The organism is Ruegeria sp. H7, assembly GCF_056532945.1.
The window spans coordinates 662954-681199 of sequence record NZ_JBQFNZ010000002.1 but is presented as its reverse complement, the minus strand read 5'-3'; the positions used below and the strand labels follow the sequence as shown (position 1 = coordinate 681199).

Annotated in this window: 18 protein-coding genes; 11 read left to right on the top strand and 7 right to left on the bottom strand. The window is 59.6% G+C overall.

Going from position 1 to position 18246, the window contains the following annotated elements; genetic code table 11:
• The first annotated feature begins 8 nt into the window (after positions 1-8).
• A complete protein-coding gene (locus tag ACR0AC_RS08445; protein WP_480872779.1) occupies positions 9-785 on the top strand; it encodes an enoyl-CoA hydratase-related protein in 777 nt (258 codons plus the stop codon).
• Positions 786-791: 6 nt separating this feature from the next.
• On the opposite strand, the gene bmt is transcribed toward ACR0AC_RS08445, so the two are convergent.
• Together bmt and ACR0AC_RS08435 are read right to left on the bottom strand one after the other, a co-directional pair.
• The gene (gene bmt / locus ACR0AC_RS08440; RefSeq protein ID WP_480872777.1) at positions 792-1808 is read right to left on the bottom strand and encodes a betaine--homocysteine S-methyltransferase; all 1017 of its coding nucleotides are present in this window, start codon (positions 1806-1808) and stop codon (positions 792-794) included.
• Between the two features lie 125 nt (positions 1809-1933).
• A complete protein-coding gene (locus ACR0AC_RS08435; RefSeq protein WP_170518424.1) occupies positions 1934-2254 on the bottom strand; it encodes a DUF1476 domain-containing protein in 321 nt (106 codons plus the stop codon).
• Between the two features lie 187 nt (positions 2255-2441).
• Here ACR0AC_RS08435 and purC point away from each other — a divergent pair, with 187 nt between their 5' ends.
• From purC to ACR0AC_RS08405, 6 genes are all read left to right on the top strand, one after another.
• A complete protein-coding gene (purC, locus tag ACR0AC_RS08430; RefSeq protein ID WP_170450855.1) occupies positions 2442-3197 on the top strand; it encodes a phosphoribosylaminoimidazolesuccinocarboxamide synthase in 756 nt (251 codons plus the stop codon).
• Positions 3198-3461: 264 nt separating this feature from the next.
• Positions 3462-3692 carry a phosphoribosylformylglycinamidine synthase subunit PurS gene (gene purS / locus ACR0AC_RS08425; RefSeq protein ID WP_117872765.1) on the top strand — a complete coding sequence of 77 codons (231 nt, stop codon included), beginning with the start codon at positions 3462-3464 and terminating at the stop codon, positions 3690-3692.
• Positions 3693-3717: 25 nt separating this feature from the next.
• A complete protein-coding gene (gene purQ, locus ACR0AC_RS08420; protein WP_170450854.1) occupies positions 3718-4386 on the top strand; it encodes a phosphoribosylformylglycinamidine synthase subunit PurQ in 669 nt (222 codons plus the stop codon).
• A gap of 36 nt (positions 4387-4422) precedes the next feature.
• Positions 4423-6201 carry a sensor histidine kinase gene (locus ACR0AC_RS08415; RefSeq protein WP_480625980.1) on the top strand — a complete coding sequence of 593 codons (1779 nt, stop codon included), beginning with the start codon at positions 4423-4425 and terminating at the stop codon, positions 6199-6201.
• Between the two features lie 11 nt (positions 6202-6212).
• Positions 6213-7547, top strand: a complete 1335-nt coding sequence (locus ACR0AC_RS08410) for a sigma-54-dependent transcriptional regulator (protein WP_170450850.1) — start codon at positions 6213-6215, stop codon at positions 7545-7547.
• 518 nt (positions 7548-8065) lie between these two features.
• The gene (locus tag ACR0AC_RS08405) at positions 8066-10879 is read left to right on the top strand and encodes an Rne/Rng family ribonuclease (protein WP_480872774.1); all 2814 of its coding nucleotides are present in this window, start codon (positions 8066-8068) and stop codon (positions 10877-10879) included.
• A 50-nt stretch (positions 10880-10929) separates the two neighbouring features.
• Here ACR0AC_RS08405 and ACR0AC_RS08400 read toward each other — a convergent pair whose 3' ends face one another.
• A complete protein-coding gene (locus tag ACR0AC_RS08400; protein ID WP_480872772.1) occupies positions 10930-11163 on the bottom strand; it encodes a sulfurtransferase TusA family protein in 234 nt (77 codons plus the stop codon).
• A 113-nt stretch (positions 11164-11276) separates the two neighbouring features.
• Here ACR0AC_RS08400 and ACR0AC_RS08395 point away from each other — a divergent pair, with 113 nt between their 5' ends.
• The 4 genes from ACR0AC_RS08395 to ACR0AC_RS08380 all read left to right on the top strand — a co-directional run bounded on the left by ACR0AC_RS08395 (position 11277) and on the right by ACR0AC_RS08380 (position 15588).
• The gene (locus ACR0AC_RS08395) at positions 11277-12029 is read left to right on the top strand and encodes a cytochrome c biogenesis protein CcdA (RefSeq protein ID WP_170450844.1); all 753 of its coding nucleotides are present in this window, start codon (positions 11277-11279) and stop codon (positions 12027-12029) included.
• 55 nt (positions 12030-12084) lie between these two features.
• A complete protein-coding gene (locus tag ACR0AC_RS08390; RefSeq protein ID WP_480872770.1) occupies positions 12085-13287 on the top strand; it encodes a hypothetical protein in 1203 nt (400 codons plus the stop codon).
• On the top strand, positions 13284-14633 hold the full coding sequence (locus ACR0AC_RS08385) for a cytochrome P450 (RefSeq protein ID WP_480872768.1): 1350 nt from the start codon (positions 13284-13286) through the stop codon (positions 14631-14633). Before ACR0AC_RS08390 ends, ACR0AC_RS08385 begins: the two co-directional genes overlap by 4 nt.
• Before the next feature lie 73 nt (positions 14634-14706).
• Positions 14707-15588, top strand: coding sequence for a fructose bisphosphate aldolase (locus ACR0AC_RS08380; RefSeq protein WP_170621770.1), 882 nt, complete (start codon positions 14707-14709; stop codon positions 15586-15588).
• 3 nt (positions 15589-15591) lie between these two features.
• Here ACR0AC_RS08380 and ACR0AC_RS08375 read toward each other — a convergent pair whose 3' ends face one another.
• The 4 genes from ACR0AC_RS08375 to fumC are packed head-to-tail and all read right to left on the bottom strand — an operon-like array spanning position 15592 to position 18042.
• Positions 15592-16194, bottom strand: coding sequence for a DNA-3-methyladenine glycosylase I (locus ACR0AC_RS08375; protein WP_170450836.1), 603 nt, complete (start codon positions 16192-16194; stop codon positions 15592-15594).
• Positions 16195-16253: 59 nt separating this feature from the next.
• Positions 16254-16475: a ribbon-helix-helix domain-containing protein gene (locus ACR0AC_RS08370; protein WP_170621772.1), complete on the bottom strand. Its 222-nt coding sequence runs from the start codon at positions 16473-16475 to the stop codon at positions 16254-16256.
• Positions 16472-16648, bottom strand: coding sequence for a DUF4169 family protein (locus tag ACR0AC_RS08365; protein ID WP_170450832.1), 177 nt, complete (start codon positions 16646-16648; stop codon positions 16472-16474). Before ACR0AC_RS08365 ends, ACR0AC_RS08370 begins: the two co-directional genes overlap by 4 nt.
• A complete protein-coding gene (fumC, locus tag ACR0AC_RS08360) occupies positions 16648-18042 on the bottom strand; it encodes a class II fumarate hydratase (protein WP_170450830.1) in 1395 nt (464 codons plus the stop codon). The genes ACR0AC_RS08365 and fumC overlap by 1 nt, the downstream gene beginning before the upstream one ends.
• Between the last annotated feature and the right edge of the window lie 204 nt (positions 18043-18246).

Genomic DNA, 18246 nt, shown 5'->3' with positions numbered 1-18246 from the left:
GGCTTTGCATGGATTATGAAACGATCCTGTTGGACATCACGGACGGGCTTGCCGTTCTGACATTCAACCGTCCGGACAAGATGAACGCTCTGACCACGCAGATGCGCGCGGAAATCACCCATGCCATGAAACACGCCGCTCGCCACGCGCGCTGTGTCGTGCTGACCGGGGCCGGTGGGGCGTTTTGCTCGGGGCAGGATCTGGGCGATGCGTCATCGACCGGGAAGATCGATCTCGAACGGTCCCTGCGTGATGAGTATCAGCCGATGCTTGAAACCATCCATGACTGCCCGGTTCCGACCATCGCCGCCGTGAACGGCCCGGCTGCCGGGGCGGGGGCGAATCTGGCGCTGTGTGCCGATGTGGTGATCGCAACCGAAAGTGCGTATTTCCTGCAGGCTTTTGCCCTGATCGGACTGTTGCCGGATGCGGGCGGAACCTGGTTCATGCCGCGTCAGATGGGGCTGGCCAAGGCGATGGGGGCGTCGCTGTTTGCCGAGAAAATCGGCGCCCGTCAGGCGGATGACTGGGGTTTGATCTGGGAAGCGGTCGCGGATGAGGATTTTGCCGCGCATTGGCGCAAGCGGGCCACCTGTCTGGCCAACGGCCCGACCGCAGGCTTTGCAGCGATGAAACAGGCCCTGCGCGGAACATACGAAAACACGCTGACGCAGCAGTTGACGACCGAGGCGCATTTGCAGGGCGAATGCGGACGTTCGCGCGACTTTGCCGAAGGTGTTGTGGCCTTTCTGGAAAAGCGCCCCGCCAAATTCGAGGGGCGCTGATCGCAATCAGGCGCGGCGGCGACGGCGCGTGCGCCGTTCCGGCGCTGCCGCATCCTCGCCCGTGCCGTCCGAGGCCGACGTGAACGGCCCCAACGCGTCGGTGATCTGATCCAGCGTTGGACGTTCCGTGCGCGGCGTGGTGTCCAAAGCGCGGCGCATCTTTTCCAGATGCGCGGGCATGGTACCACAGCAGCCACCGATGATGGTGGCCCCGGCATCGCGGGCCATCACGGCGTATTGCGCCATCAGATCAGGCGTGCCGTCATAGTGGATGTGGCCATCCACATATTTCGGAATACCCGCATTGCCTTTGGAAATCAGCGGGCGTTCGGTACCCTGAGCCGCAAAGCCCAGAACCGTGCGCAGAATGTCCGACGCGCCTGTGCCGCAATTCGCGCCAAAGGCCACTGGCGGGTTGGGCAGGGTCTCGACCAGCAGGGCCAGATCGGACGAGGTCACGCCCATCATGGTGCGCCCGGCGGTGTCAAAGCTCATGGTGCCACACCAGGGCATGTCGGCCAGTGCAAACGCCTCGGCGGCGGCGCGGAATTCTTCGGGCGCGCTGATGGTTTCCAACCACAAAACGTCAGCGCCACCTTCTTTCAGCGCCTCGGCCTGTTCATGAAACATCTCGACCGCTTCGACATGGGACAGGCTGCCGACAGGCTCCATGATCTCACCGGTCGGGCCGACGGACCCGGCCACGATCACGGTGCGCCCGGCCTTGTCCGCCACTTCACGGCCCAGTTCGGCCCCGATGCGGTTCAGCTCACCCACGCGATTCTGTGCGTCATGCAGTTTCAGCCGTGCGGCCGTGCCACCAAAGGTGTTGGTCAGAAACAGATCGCTGCCCGCATCGACCGAACCCTGATACAGCGCCCTGATCTTGTCCGGCGCGTCAACGTTCCAAAGCTCGGGCGCATCGCCGGATTGCAGGCCCATATTGAACAGATTGGTGCCGGTCGCGCCGTCTGCCAGAATGGCATCGGCGGTGTTCAGAAGTTCAGTCAGCGCGTTTGTCATTGGGGTATTCCGAAGCAAGGCGTAATGCGCCTGTAAGAAAAAAGAGACGCCCCGTGTCTCATGACAGGGGCGTCAAATCAAATTCATATTACTCATGAAGATCATGAGCAATTCTGTGAGAAGGGTCAGATATCGGCCTCGGCCATGACCTGTTCTTTGGCCTCAACCAGCAGTTCTGCCATTTTGGACCGGATCTTGGCTTCATCCGCCAGATCGCCCAGATAGCCTTTGACCGCGTTGATCACGTCATCTTCGCTGACATTCTGCAGGTCCGTATGAACCAGTTCCTGCCCGTATTTGCGCGCCTGTTCAACGGTCTCGCCCTTCAGGGTCGAGGCCCAGACAGCCATAAACCGGTTGCGGCGCATCCGGGCGATGAACTGCATCTTTTCGTCATGTGCAAATTTCGATTCAAACGCAGCTTCACGCTCGTCAAAAGTGGTCATGGGACAGGGGCCTCTTGGGTTAGGATGTCTGCATTGATGATATGACCATACGGGACCATCGGTGCAAGGTATTTGCGCTGTGTCAAAGTCTCGCTGGTCTGTAAACTTGCGGGAAGAGGGGGCTTGGACTATGAGGACGCCAACGTGAGGGGACTCGATCCCTCTGATCAGTCTGGAAAGGTCGCTTATGGCGCGTCGCAAGAAAATCTACGAAGGCAAAGCCAAGATTCTGTATGAAGGCCCCGAGCCGGGCACGATTGTGCAGTATTTCAAGGATGACGCCACCGCGTTCAATGCGGAAAAGAAGGACGTGATCGATGGCAAGGGCGTGTTGAACAACCGCCTGTCCGAGTTCTTCATGAACGGTCTGAACCAGATCGGCGTACCCACGCATTTCATCCGCCGCCTGAATATGCGCGAGCAACTGGTGCGCAATTGCGAGATCGTGCCCCTGGAAGTGATCGTGCGGAACTATGCCGCAGGGACGATGTCCAAACGTCTGGGCATTGCCGAAGGCACGCAGTTGCCGCGCCCGATTGTCGAGTATTGCTACAAGGATGACTCGCTGGGCGATCCGCTGGTCACTGAGGAACATATCGCCGCCTTCGGGTGGGCCAGCCAGCAGGACATGGACGATATTCTAAGCCTTGCGCTGCGCGTCAATGATTTCATGAGCGGTCTGATGCTGGCCGTTGGCATTCGCCTGATCGACTTCAAGATCGAAATCGGGCGCGTTTTCGATGGCGATTACCAGCGCTTGATCGTGGCCGATGAAATCAGCCCCGACAGCTGCCGGTTGTGGGATATTGAAACCGGTCAAAAGCTGGACAAGGACGTATTCCGCCGTGATTTGGGCAATCTGACCGATGCCTATTCGGAAGTTGCACGTCGTCTGGGTGTGCTGCCGAAAAGCAACGTGACCAAGCCAACGTTGATCAACTGATCCCTTTGGCTGATGAAACAAAGCGCCGCCGCGAAACCGGTGGCGCTTTTTTGTTGGGATTGAAAGCCCGTCCAGTGTGACCGCCCTTTGCGGATTCAGGGCCGCCGAATTGACTGGCTTGGTCGCACAAGCCTGTCGGTGGCGGCCAGAAAACGACCTGCGTCAAACTGCGGTGCAAACAGGGTTGTCCCAAGGCCGCAACCACGCTATCCCCCGCGCAACGAAATGGGCCCTGACGCGCGGCCCGCAGGTGGAGTTGCGAAAATGAAAGCACGGGTGCATGTGATGCTCAAGAACGGGGTGCTGGACCCGCAGGGCGAGGCTGTGCGGCACGCATTGGGCGCCATGGGCTTTGATCAGGTCGAAGGTGTGCGCCAGGGCAAGGTGATCGACCTTGAGCTGGCAGACGGCGCGACCGAGGCTGACGTGACCGAGATGTGCGAGAAGCTGTTGGCCAATACGGTCATCGAACGCTACGAGATCGAACTGGTCTGATATTACCCGCAAAGGAGGGTCTGCCATGCGTGCTGCCGTCATCGTATTCCCCGGCTCGAACTGCGACCGGGACCTTGCCGTGGCTTTCGAACAGGCCGGTTTTCAGGTCGATATGGTCTGGCACAAGGATGCGGCATTGCCGGACGGGATCGACATCGTCGGCGTTCCGGGCGGCTTTTCCTATGGCGACTACCTGCGGTGTGGCGCGATTGCGGCCCAATCCCCGATCTGCAAGGCGGTTGTCGAACATACCGAGCGTGGCGGCTATGCCGTGGGTATCTGCAACGGCTTTCAGATCCTGACCGAGACCGGTATCCTGCCGGGCGCGCTGTTGCGTAATGCGGGGCTGAAATACATCTGCAGAACTGTCGGCCTGAAGGTCGAAACCAGCAACAGCGCCTTTACCGAAGGCTACAATGCTGGCGACGTGATTGGCATTCCGATTGCGCATCACGACGGCAACTATTTCGCGGATGATGCCACATTGTCCACGCTGCGCGATCAGGACCGGATAGCGTTCACCTATACCGAGAACCCGAACGGCTCGGTCGGGGATATTGCTGGTATTTTGTCGGAAAACCGTCGTGTTCTCGGGATGATGCCGCACCCGGAACGGGCCGCGGATGAAGGTCACGGCGGCACCGATGGTACGGCATTGTTCCGCGCATTGTCGGGCGTGCTCGCTCCGGCGTGACTTGAGGTTGGGCCCTAGCGCGCGTACCTTCTGGGTATGAGTACCGAGGTTCGCACAGGCTGGTCCAAACTGGCACGACCCTTTCGCGGGGCACCTCTGGGGTGGCGGCTGCGTCTGGCCATCATCCTGCTGCTTTTGGTCACGGTAGCAACGGTCTGGATCACCAACCGTCTGCTGACCGACCGCTTCACCGAAGACACCCGAAACAGCGCCGAACTGCGGCTGGCGCTTGATTCCGGCAACTTGCTGAGCGAGTTGCGCCGCAACGCCATTGTTCCGCAATTGTTGTCGCGCGACCCCACCCTGATCTCGGCGTTGCAATCCAGCGATTATACGCTGTCCACCCAACGCCTGATTTCGTTCGTGGAAGAAATCGGCGCCGCGTCGCTGATGCTGCTGGATGGAGACGGGCGTACGGTTGCCGCCACCGACCGAAACCGACTGGGTGAGGCGCATCGAAACGCGCCTTATTTCGTGGATGCAATCCGGGCCAATTCGACCTTGTTTTCGGTCATACCAAGGGAATCCGGCGGCTACAGCTTTGTCTATTCGCGCCGAATTCAAGGTGCGGCCGAAATCCTCGGCGTGATCGTGGTCGAGGTCGATTTGCAGAAATTCGAGCGGGCCTGGGCAGGTATTTCGCACGCCGTTCTGGTGACCGACAGCACCGGCAACATCATCCTTTCAACCGAGCCGCAATGGCGCGGTCTGGATGAGACGTCGGCGATGCTGCGTCAGCCGCCTCAGGGCGCAATTCAACGCGCGATCCGGGCCACGACCGATTGGACGGCGCTTCCGCCCGACGCCTACCTGCAGGGTGAGGCGGTGATGCGAATGGAAAAACGCATCCCGTTCCGCGGCTGGCAGATGACCTCGTTCACCTCGTACGAGTCGGTGCGCGAGCGGGTGAACAGCGTGCTTGCGCTGGAAATCATGGGATTTGCGATTCTTCTGGCGCTGACCTTCTATGCGCTCAGCCGTCGGGCCACCTTGCGGATGGCCCTGTTCCAGCGCGAGTCGGCAGAGCTTCGCGCATTGAACACAAGGCTACAGCGGGAAATCGCTGAGCGGGAAAGGGTTGAAAAGACGCTGGATTTGGCCGAGCAGACCCTTGCCCAAAGCTCGAAACTGGCGGCGTTGGGCGAGATGTCTGCGGCGGTGAGCCACGAGCTCAATCAACCGCTGGCGGCGATGAAAACCTATCTGGCTGGCGCGCGTCTGCTGCTGCGCCGCAACCGCCCCGAAGAGGCGCTGGCCAGCTTTGGCCGCATCGATGGGCTGATCGAGCGCATGGGTGCGATCACACGGCAACTGAAATCTTACGCTCGCAAAGGGGCAGATGCGTTTTCACCTGTGAATCTTGGTGAAGCGCTGGCCTCGTCCCTGTCGATGATGGAACCGCAACTGCGCCAGCGACATGTGAAGATCACTCAGATCCTGCCGGAAGAACCTGTGGTGGTGATGGGTGACCGGATGCGGATTGAGCAGGTAATGGTCAACCTCTTGCGCAATGCGCTGGACGCCACCAAATCGGTGGCAGAGCCGGATGTGGAAATCATCCTGGCAGCGGGTGATACGGCGGTGCTGACCGTGCGCGACAATGGCTACGGGATCGAGGATATCGAGAACCTGTTCGAGCCCTTCTACACCACCAAGCAGCCCGGCGATGGCGTCGGACTGGGGCTTGCCATCTCGTCCGGGATCGTGAACGACCATGGTGGACGGCTAACCGCGCGCAACGGACAACACGGCGGCGCGGTGTTCGAAATGCAATTGCCGATACTGGGAAGCGACGGCCTTGAGGCCGCAGAATAAAAGGGAAGACTATGGCACAGGCCATGAAGATCGCCATTGTGGATGATGAACAGGACATGCGCCAGTCGATCAGCCAATGGCTGGCATTGTCCGGATATGACACCGAAACCTTTGCCAGCGCCGAAGATGCGCTGAAGGTGCTGGGGCCGGACTATCCGGGCATTGTGATCTCGGATATCAAGATGCCCGGGATGGATGGTATTCAGCTTTTGAAAAAGCTGATGGGGGCGGACAGCACTCTGCCGGTGATCATGATCACCGGTCACGGCGATGTACCCATGGCGGTTGAGGCGATGCGGGTTGGGGCGTTCGATTTCCTTGAAAAACCGTTCAATCCGGATCGCATGTCGGAACTGGCCAAACGCGCCAGCAATGCGCGGCGTCTGACGCTGGACAACCGGGCGCTGCGGCGCGAGTTGTCGGGCGGCACCCAGATCATGAACAAGCTTATCGGGGCCAGCCCGGTTATGGAACGCCTGCGCGAGGATATTCTGGATCTGGGTCAGGCGGACGGTCACGTTTTGATCGACGGCGAGACCGGAACGGGTAAGACGCTGGTAGCCCATGCGCTGCACGCGGTTGGCAGCCGGGCGGGTAAGAAGTTCGTTCTGGTGTCCTGCGCAGCGCTGGAAGAAGAGGCGCTGTCCAAACGCCTGTTTGGCCCGATGATGCCCGAAGACGCTCAACTGCCCGCGATTGAGGAAGCCCGTGGTGGTACGCTGGTACTGGAGGATGTGGAGGCCCTAAGTGACACGCTGCAAGCGCGTTTGCTGAGCGTGATGAACGAACAGGGCACCCCGGCGGAAACACGCATCGTTGCGATTTCGAACCTGCAAGAGGCCGGAAAAACCAGCGAAGACGTGCTGCGCCCGGACCTGTTCTATCGGCTTGCCGCGCTGCGGATCACCATGCCGCCGTTGCGTCAACGGGGCGAAGACATTCTGACCCTGTTCACCCGCCTCAGCGAGCAATTTGCCGAGGAATATGGCTGTGATGCGCCGCAGGTCAGCGCTCAGGAAGCGGCGCAGCTGTTGCAGGCCCCGTGGCCGGGGAATGTGCGTCAGTTGATCAACATCGCCGAACGGGCCGTGCTGCAATCGCGGCGTGGGTCGGGGACGATTGCATCCTTGCTGATGTCGGATCACGAGGAAATGCAGCCGGTGATGACCACCGAAGGCAAGCCGCTGAAAGAATATGTCGAGGCATTCGAGCGGATGCTGATCGACAACACGATGCGGCGACATAAAGGTTCTATTGCCTCGGTCATGGATGAGCTGTGCCTGCCGCGTCGGACGTTGAATGAGAAGATGGCGAAATACGGGCTTCAACGGTCGGACTATTTGTGAGGCCGGGGAGGGGGGCCAGCCCCCCTCTTGAGCCACAGGCTCAATTCACCCCCCGAGGTATTTTTGAACAGAAGAAGATGGGCGCGGCGCGTTTGAGATGGACGGGATGCAGTTTGCCCATTGTGTTTTCCACAGGACTGCTTTTATTGTGTCCGAACGGGCCGGGCCATTTTTGCGCCTTTAAGCCCCGAATCTTTGAGTTTCGCTGCGTCGCAGCAGGTGATCTTTTGTTTTCACCGCGAAGCAGACCGATTGTGCCCCGATCCATGGGGCAGTTGAGTACCTGAGCCCGATGCGTCGGGTGAAAGGAATAAATGGGCAGGCAGCGATCCCAATCGCGCCTGTCGGAGAAGAACCGCGATGACGCGCGCGCAACGTTTGAGAGACCGGGCAGGGGGCCATAGCGCCAGACCCTGCCGCGCGCCGTCCGATATCGCCCTGACAAGACACCTCCCCAAAAGCGCCTGTCCGCCTGGACGGGTCAGGACAACGCGTTTGGCGCGGTGCACCAAGGACACATGGCTAAGAAAATGCTTATCGATGCCACCCACGCGGAGGAAACCCGCGTCGTGGTGGTCGACGGAAACAAGGTCGAGGAGTTCGATTTTGAATCCGAAAACAAACGCCAGCTTGCTGGCAACATCTATCTTGCAAAAGTAACCCGGGTCGAGCCGTCGCTGCAGGCGGCCTTTGTGGATTATGGCGGGAACCGGCATGGGTTCCTGGCATTTTCCGAGATTCATCCCGATTACTACCAGATCCCCGTCGCCGACCGTGAGGCGCTGATGGAGGAAGAGCGCGCTTATGCCGAGGCCATGAAGGCACGGGATGAAGCGGAAGAGGCCAAGCCGAAAAAACGCCGGTCGCGGTCGCGGACCAAGGCGGCGGATGTGAAATCCGATGATGCGGTCGAGTCGATTGAAGTGTCGTCCGAACCGAGCGGCATGGAAACCATCGATCTTGAAGACGGGGAAGAGGCGGAACTGGCGGTGCCCGAGGGGACCTCACCGGTTGATTTGGTTGCAGACACTCCGGTGGAAGAGCCGGCGGATGAGGAAACGCCTGCAGAAGACGCGGCGGATGTAGCGGTCGAGGCCGATGAGCAGGCCGCGGAAGAAACTGACTCTGCGGCTGAGACGCGAGCAGAGGGTGAGGCCGATGCAGAGGTGGACGCCTCGGCAGAGGACGCTGCGGACTCGTCGGACGAGGTGAGCGAGCCAGAGCAGGCTGAAGAAGAAGCCAAGGCCGATGCCGAAGGTGAGAACCCCGAAGACGGTAACGCACCATCGGATGCAACTGCCAAGGATGCTTCGATTGAATCGGTTGCGGATGAAGATGACAGCGAGGATATTCGCCCTCCGCGCAAGCCGCGGCCGCGTCGCTACAAGATTCAGGAAGTCATCAAGGTGCGCCAGGTTCTGCTGGTGCAGGTCGTCAAGGAAGAACGCGGCAACAAGGGTGCTGCGCTGACCACATATCTGTCGCTGGCCGGGCGCTACTGCGTTCTGATGCCAAACACCGCGCGCGGTGGCGGGATCAGCCGTAAGATTACCAATGCCCCCGACCGCAAGAAGCTGAAAGAGATTGCAGCCGAGATCGACGTACCGACCGGCGCGGGCCTGATCATCCGGACCGCCGGGGCCAAACGCACCAAATCCGAGATCAAGCGCGACTATGAATATTTGCAGCGTCTGTGGGAGCAGATCCGCGAGCTGACGTTGGAATCCATCGCGCCCGCAAAAATCTACGAGGAAGGCGATCTGATCAAACGGTCGATCCGCGATCTCTATAACCGCGATATCGATGAGGTTCTGGTCGAAGGCGAGGGCGGGTATCGCATCGCCAAGGACTTCATGAAGATGATCATGCCGTCCCACGCCAAGAACGTGAAACGGTATGAGGACGCGCTGCCGCTGTTCGCGCGTTATCAGGTGGAAAGCTATCTGGCGGGGATGTTCAACCCGACTGTGCAGTTGAAATCCGGTGGCTATATCGTGATCGGTGTGACCGAAGCTCTGGTAGCGATCGACGTGAACTCGGGCCGGGCCACCAAGGAAGGCTCGATCGAGGAAACGGCGCTCAAGACCAACCTTGAGGCGGCTGAGGAAGTGGCGCGGCAGTTGCGTCTGCGGGACCTGGCCGGACTGATCGTCATCGACTTTATCGATATGGACGAGCGCAAGAACAACACCGCTGTTGAGAAGCGCCTGAAAGACAAACTGAAAACCGACCGTGCGCGCATTCAGGTTGGCCGCATCTCGGGCTTTGGCCTGCTAGAGATGAGCCGCCAGCGCCTGCGCCCCGGCATGCTGGAAGCGACCACGCAGCCGTGCCCGGCCTGTCATGGCACCGGCCTGATCCGCTCGGACGACAATATGGCGCTGTCGATCCTGCGTCAGATCGAAGAGGAAGGCACCCGCCGTCGCTCGCGCGAGGTGTTGGTGCGTTGCCCGGTCAGCATCGCCAACTTCCTGATGAACCAGAAGCGCGAGCATATCGCCCAGATCGAGGCGCGCTATGGTCTGTCGGTAAGGGTCGAAGGCGATCTGCATCTGGTCAGCCCTGATTTCTCGATGGAGAAATTCAAGACCGCCAGCCGGATCGTGCCCGAGGCGACCGCGCCTGTTGTGTCTGCGGATGCCTCGCTGATGGATCTGGTCGATGCGACCGATGAGGATGAGGCTGAAGAGGAAACCGTTCAGGCCGAGGAAGAGACCAAGCCCAAGCGCAAGCGTCGCCGTCGCCGTCGGAAGAAGGGTGGCAATGCGGCTGAACAGCAAGACGCTGGGGCGGATTCTGATGCCGTGAGCGAAGAGGTTGCTACTGACGAGGATGGCTCTGACGATGCCAAACCTCAAGAGGGTGCCGACGCGTCCGAGGATGAGGACAAGCCTGCGAAGCCAAAACGCCGCCGAGCACCGCGCCGTAAAAAGAAGGATGCGGAACCGGTTGCGGCCGAAGCTGAGGCAGAAACCGGTGACCCGGAAGCGGTGACTGAGGAAGCCCCCGCTGAGCCTGTTGCTGAACCCGAGGCCGAAGAGGTTGCTGCGGAAGCCGAAACCCCTGCGATGTCTGAGCCCGAAGAGGTTCAGGCCGAGGCTGTAGAAGTCGCTGAGTCGGTGGAAGAGCCAATCGAAGCCGCAGACGCTCAGGAAGACCCTGCTGAGGCGGAAGAGGTTACAGCCGAACCTGTCGTCGAAGACACGCCTGCCGAGCCGGTTGCGGAAGAAACCGCAGCCGAACCGGTCTTGGAAACCGTGGCGGAAGAACCGGAAAAACCCAGCGAACCACCCAAGCCAAAGCGGCGCGGATGGTGGTCCTTGGGCCAGTAAACAAAAGAAAGGCGGGCCAGGTGCCCGCCTTTTTCTTTGGCTCGATCCGATCAGGCTGATTTTTGGATCAGATAGACCTGATGGCCGTTCTCTTCTTCCTGCGACAGCAAGTTATGGCCGCTTTCCATGCAGAAATGTGGAACATCGACGATTGCGGCCGGGTCATCCGCCAGCACACGCAAAAGCCCCCCGGCAGGCAGGGTTTTCAGCCGCTTGCGGGCCTTCAGAACGGGCAGGGGGCACAAAAGCCCTAGCGCGTCGAGTATCTCGGGTTCGTCAGTCATGTTGATTGAGATATTTCCAACGGGCGACGCTGTCCAGCATGCAACATACGACCACGAGGATGTGACTGAATGGCCCCGTGACGAAATCCACCTGATACCATATGTGCTTAGTCATGTTCGGAATTGATATCATCGACGCGGGGCTGCTGCCCGCCATGTTCATCGCCATGATCGGTGGGTTGATCAGTTTTCTGTCGCCCTGCGTTCTGCCGATTGTGCCGCCCTATCTGGCATATATGAGCGGCGTGACCATCAATGAGATGCAGGATGAGGCACGCGCGCGGCGCAAGGCGACCCTGTCGGCGCTGTTCTTTGTTCTGGGCCTGTCGACCGTCTTTCTGCTGCTGGGCTTTACCGCCTCGGCGTTTGGGGCGTTTGTGCTGAAGAATCAGGTGCTGTTTGCAAAGCTCTCGGGCGCGGTGGTTATTGTCTTTGGTCTGCACTTTCTGAACGTTTTTCGCATTCCGCTGCTGGACCGCGAGGCGCGGGTTGAAACCGGTGATTCCGGAGGCTCGGTGTTCGGCGCTTATATCCTTGGTCTTGCCTTTGCCTTTGGCTGGACGCCGTGCATCGGCCCGCAATTGGGGGCCATCCTGTCCCTGGCGGCGTCAGAGGCATCGGTTGCGCGCGGCACGTTGTTGCTGGGTGTTTATGCTGCGGGTCTGGGCATTCCGTTCCTGCTGGCGGCGATGTTCCTGAACCGCTCGATGAGTGTAATGAACCGGATCAAGCCATACATGGGCACGATTGAGAAGGTGATGGGTGGTCTGCTGCTGTTCGTTGGGATCATGCTGATCACCGGCCTGTTCACCGAATTCAGCTGGTGGCTGCTGGAAACCTTCCCGGCACTGGCGGTTCTGGGCTGATCCACCTTACCTTGGCCGCAATGCTGCGTTAACCTTCGCAGCAGAAGGTAAGGCCATGAGCAGTCACACAAATCAGCGTCAGGTGTGTAAACGCCGGGTGTTCTACATCCCCGGCTACGACCCGATTCCGGCGCGCCGCTATCGTGAGCTGTATCGGTCTGAGTCGCAGGCGCAGGCCGCGATTTCGGGCTATGAGATTGCTATATCTCCCAAACCTGTCGAAGGACCATTTGGCTGGCACGTGACTTCGGTTCAGGATGGCATGGAGGTCCAGACGGACATGGACGTTCTGGTCTGGTCCGACATCGTGCGCGACAGCATGTCCGGGTCGATTTTGGCGACCTATCTTCAACTCGGGCGGACGGCGTGGACCTATATCTCAACCGGCACGCTGAAACGGCTCAGTCAGTTGCGGAAAGGGCCGGTGATCGCGGCGCTGTATCCGGTTGGCATGCTCTTACTGCAATTGGCGGCTGCGATGATCGTCGTGGCTGTTGCGATGGCCACTCTGGGTTGGTGGGGTCTGTTGCCCTCATTGGCTTTAGCTTACCTGCTGCTTCAATGGTTTCGAAAGATCGATAACCGGTTGTTCGCCTATTACCTCATGCACGATTACGCCTATTCAGCGCAGCTGAACGGGGAAACTCCCGCCGGGCTGCAGAATCGTCTGGATGAGTTTGTGCACCTGATTGATGCCGCCTTGGATGCAGATGTGGATGAGGTTCTGGTCGTCGGCCACAGCTCTGGCGCGCATCTGGGCGTGTCTGTTCTGGCCGATTTGATCCGCGCGCGCGGCGATCTGCCGAACCGCCCGGTTCTGTCCTTTTTGACGCTCGGGCAGGTGGTTCCGATGGTCTCGTTTCTGCCCAACGCCACAAAACTGCGGGGTGATCTGCGGTTTCTGTCGTCGCAAAAGGCCGTGACCTGGGTCGATGTTTCGGCGCCGGGCGATGGGTGTTCCTTTGCCCTCTGCGATCCGGTTGCGGTTAGCGGGGTGGCCGGGCCGGACAAGATCTGGCCGCTGGTCCTGTCTGCGGCGTTCACTCAGACGCTGTCGCCTGAACGCTGGCGAGAATTGCGGTGGAAATTCTTCCGGCTGCATTTTCAATACCTTTGCGCTTTTGACCAACCCGGAACTTATGACTACTTCCGCATCACGGCAGGCCCCCAAACACTGGGCGCACGGTTCAAGGGGCGAACCCCGTCCAAAACCCGTATCGAGACCGCGGTTTCGAAACATACGAGTGTCGACGCATGACCCCGCCCAAACCGCGCTCTCGTCCTGATCGTGTTTCGCTGTGGCGCTATCTCAAACTGTTCCGCCGCGATCTGCTGTCCGCGCAGCCCGAGCGGTTGTACCGCGCCTGGATGGCCGAGTTTCGAACGCCTTTCTTCCGGTCCTACATGATCAACCAGCCGGACCTGGTTGAAACCGTTTTGAAAAAGCGCCCCGACGACTTTCCTAAATCCGGCCGTATCAGTGAGGGGCTGCGCCCATTGTTGGGCAATTCGGTCTTCCTGACCAATGGCGACGTCTGGAAACGCCAGCGCCGCATCATTGACCCCGCTTTCGAGGGCGGACGTCTGAAAGACACGTTTCCCGCCATGCAGGCCGCCGCCGACGCCTGCGTTGAACGGCTGCGCGGTCAGGCCGGGGCTGAGGTCGAATGCGAAGAGGTGACCAGCCACGCCGCTGCCGATGTGATCTTTCGGACGCTGTTTTCCGTACCGATCGAGCATGAGATCGCCGCCGAGGTGTTTCGTAAGTTCCGAACCTATCAGCGCGAACAACCGTTGCTGAATCTGGCGGCCTTTGTGCCGCTGCCACGCTGGTTGCCCCGGTTGCATTCGAAACGCACCCGTCAGACGGCTCGGGAAATCCGCGACCTTATCGCCAGACTCACGTCCGAGCGGGCCGTGGCGATTGCCCAAGGCGAGGCCCCGGATGATCTGGCAACCAAGATCATGACGACGCCTGATCCCGAAACCGGTGCGTGTTTTGACACCGAAGAGATGATCGATCAGGTCGCGATCTTCTTTCTGGCGGGCCATGAAACCAGCGCCTCGGCGCTTGCGTGGACGTTGTACCTGATGGCGCTGTACCCTGAGTGGCAGGAGAAAGTCGCGCAAGAGGCCGAGGCGTTGGACGTCCCCTCCTTCGCCGTCATGTCCAAGCTGAAGCTCAGCCGTGATGTGTTTCGCGAGGCATTGCGGCTGTACCCGCCGGTGCCGATGATGGTGCGGCAAGCCTCTTGCCCTGAAAGATTTCGCAATCGCGAAGTGCCGAAGGGGTCCCAGATCGTTATCAGCCCGTGGCATCTGCACCGCCAAGAACGGTTGTGGGATAACCCCGACGCATTCGATCCGGCACGCTGGCACACCGAAAATGGCAAGTCCTGTCAGCGCGACGCCTATATCCCGTTCTCCACCGGCCCGCGTGTCTGTACCGGGGCGGGGTTTGCGATGGTCGAGGGGCCGTTGATCCTTTCCACGCTATTGCGCAGGTTCAGATTCGAAACAATCGCCGAAAAAACACCGGTTCCGGTGGCCCATCTGACCGTCAGATCGAAAGACGGCATTTGGTTGCGCGTGGTTGAGCGCTAACAAACTATCATCGCCCAACGCCGTGCTGTATGCGAAGAATGAAATCGGAATCATTCTTGAACGGGAAAACATTATGTCCAAAGCAGAACAGCGCGCGCAGATGTCCAATGGCGCAGGGTTTATCGCAGCACTGGATCAAAGCGGCGGATCGACTCCCAAGGCGCTGGCGCTTTATGGTGTGGATGCCTCGCAATATGGATCGGACGAGGAAATGTTCGGCGAAATCCAGCAAATGCGCGCGCGGATTATTCTGGCGGATGACTTCACCAAGGACAAAGTGATCGGCGCGATCCTGTTCGAACGCACTTTGGGCGAGGAAATCGAAGGTCGCAAAGTGGCCGATTATCTGTGGTCGGTCAAAGGGATCGTGCCGTTCCTGAAAATCGACAAAGGGCTGGAAGATCAGGCCAATGGCGTTCAGATGATGAAGCCCATTCCGGGGCTGGCTGAAACCCTGGGCAAGGCTGAGGGCGTGTTCGGGACCAAGGAACGCTCGGTCATCCACGAAGCCAACGCCGAAGGCATCGCCGCTGTGGTCGCGCAGCAATTCGACGTTGCGCGCGAGGTTGTCGCCGCAGGCATGGTTCCGATCATCGAGCCTGAGGTGAACATCAACTCGGACACCAAGGCCGAGGCCGAAGATATCCTGAAGGGTGAGTTGCTGAAAAACCTCGACCAGTTGGACGAGGGGCAGGATGTGATGCTCAAGCTAACCATCCCGAGCAACGCGAACCTGTATGACGAGGTTGCAGATCATCCGCGCGTCGTGCGTGTCGTGGCGCTGTCGGGCGGGTATTCGACCGAGCAGGCCTGTGATCTTCTGGGTCAGAACGGCAAGATGATCGCCTCGTTCTCGCGCGCATTGACCGAAGGACTGTCGAAGCAGCAATCAGAAGCCGAGTTCAACGCGGCTTTGGGCGGCAATATCGACAAGATCTTCAACGCGTCCTGCTAAGCCTCAGACCGGTTTGACAAAATCGCGGCGCATCTGCGCCGCTTTTTCCCGGCATAAGCAGCCCTCGGCATGGTCATTGACCAATCCCATCGCCTGCATGAAGGCAAAGACCGTGGTGGGTCCGACGAATTTCCAACCGCGTTTCTTCAGGTCCTTCGACATGGCGATGGATTCAGCCGAGGTTGAGGCGCTGCGTGGCGGCGGCGGGATTTCCGGCTCATACCGCCAGACATAAGCGGCCAGAGAGCCTTCCGAGGCGACCAGTTCTTGCGCGCGGCGGGCATTGTTGATCACCGCTTCGATCTTGCGGCGATGGCGGATGATGCCTGTGTCCTGCGACAGACGTTCGACATCTGCATCGGAAAACTCGGCCATCCTGTTGAAATCAAACCCACAAAAGGCTGCGCGAAAATTCTCGCGCTTGCGCAGGATCGTCAGCCAGCTGAGGCCGGACTGAAAGCTTTCAAGACACAGTTTCTCGAACAACCGTTGGTCGTCGGCCACCGGGTATCCCCACTCATTATCGTGATAGTCCGGAAACTCGGGCGCGGCCAAAGACCACGTGCACCGAGGTTTTCCGTCTGGGCCGATGGCTGTGTCCGTCATGCGCGTACCCTTTTTGTTCTCACCTCACGCTACACGCATTGCAAGCGTGCTTGCAAGGGTCAAACCTTGTCGCGGTACCAGTTCAATATGAAGACCCGAATAGCGGATGCCAGGCCTGTTTCGGGATCACGAGCCACATCAATCTCTGCCGCCAAAGCATTGATTGGTTGATCTTTTTCCTGTGCAATATCCCGAAAGGCCCGCCAGAACTCATCTTCCAGAGACACCGAAGTGCGATGCCCTTTAAGCGTCAGGGACCGTTTGACGGGACGGCCGCTCATTCATCCAACTCGTGATTGTCCAGGTCGCGCTTCTGCTTGTCCTGCCGCAGTTTCACGACGTCTTTTTCGGCCTTGGTCCGCCCAAAGGCGACAGCGTTCTGATCTGCGCGGGCCTTCTTTTCGGCCCGCGCCCTTTCTTTGCGAAACCGGTTCAGATTGACCGGCTTGCCCATCAGTTTTTCGGGCCGATCATCTGCTCGGGCCGGACAACGGCGTCAAAGGTTGCCTCATCCACAAAGCCCAGCGCGATGGCCTCTTCCTTCAGGGTCGTCCCGTTCTTATGCGCGGTCTTGGCAACGGTGGTGGCGTTGTCATAGCCGATCGTGGGCGCCAGTGCGGTGACCAGCATCAGCGATTCCTTCATCAGCTTGTCGATGCGCGGTTCGTTGGCCTTGATGCCCAACAGCATCCGTTCGGTAAAGCTGTCGGCAGCGTCACCCAGCAACTGGATCGATTGCAGCAGGTTGTAGGACATCATCGGGTTATAGACGTTCAGCTCAAAATGCCCCTGCGACCCGGCAAAGGTCATCGCGGCGTTGTTGCCCATTACATGGGCCGCGACCTGAGTCAGCGCCTCGGCCTGAGTCGGGTTCACCTTGCCCGGCATGATCGATGAGCCGGGCTCGTTTTCAGGCAGGATCAGTTCACCGAGACCAGAACGCGGGCCGGAGCCCAGAAACCGGATGTCATTGGCGATCTTGTAGCAACTGCCTGCAATCGTCGCCAAAGCACCAGACAGGAAGACCATGGCGTCATGGGCGGCCAGCGCCTCGAACTTGTTCGGGGCCGTCACAAAGGGCAGGCCGGTGATCTCGGCCATATGGCCTGCGACCGCTTCACCCCATCCATTCTGGGTATTCAGGCCGGTGCCGACGGCTGTGCCGCCTTGCGCCAATTCATAGATCCCCGGCATCGCCGCGTGCACGCGGGCAATCCCTTGACGGATCTGGTGGGCGTAGCCGCTGAACTCCTGACCCAGTGTCAGGGGCGTTGCGTCCTGCGTATGGGTCCGGCCGATCTTGATGATGTCCTTGAACTCTTCGGCCTTCTGTTCCAGGCCCGAGGCCAGTTTTTCAAGACCCGGCAGCAACACGTCGCGCACGCTCATCGCGGTGGCGATATGCATGGCGGTGGGGAAGGTGTCGTTCGAGGACTGCCCCATGTTGCAGTGATCGTTCGGGTGCACCGGGTCTTTCGAACCGATCACGCCGCCGAGAATCTCGATAGCACGGTTTGCGATCACCTCGTTCGAGTTCATGTTCGACTGCGTGCCCGAACCGGTCTGCCAGACGACCAGAGGGAAGTTGTCGTCAAACTTGCCCTCAAACACCTCACCAGCGGCCTGAATGATCGCGTCAGCGATTTTGGCGTCCAGCTTGCCGGTCGCCTTGTTTTCCATGGCGCAGGCTTGCTTGATCACGCCCAGCGCGCGCACGATGGCCACGGGCTGTTTCTCCCACCCGATGGGGAAATTCATGATCGAGCGCTGCGTCTGCGCGCCCCAATACTTGTCGGCAGGAACCTCGAGCGGGCCAAAGCTGTCGGATTCGGTGCGGGTCTGAGACATCTGTCACTCCGTCTGGTATGCAGTCGTATGCCGTTTAGCGGCCACAACGCCGTGACGCAATCGGCCAGTTGCGCGCACCTTAGACATACGGTCCCGAAAGGTATAGCCGCCGGATGGCATCATTTTAATTTGCACCGCACAGGATTGTGCCATTGTGCGCACCGCGTGCATGTTTAGAATAAGGTGGCTGCGGTCGAGGAGGTT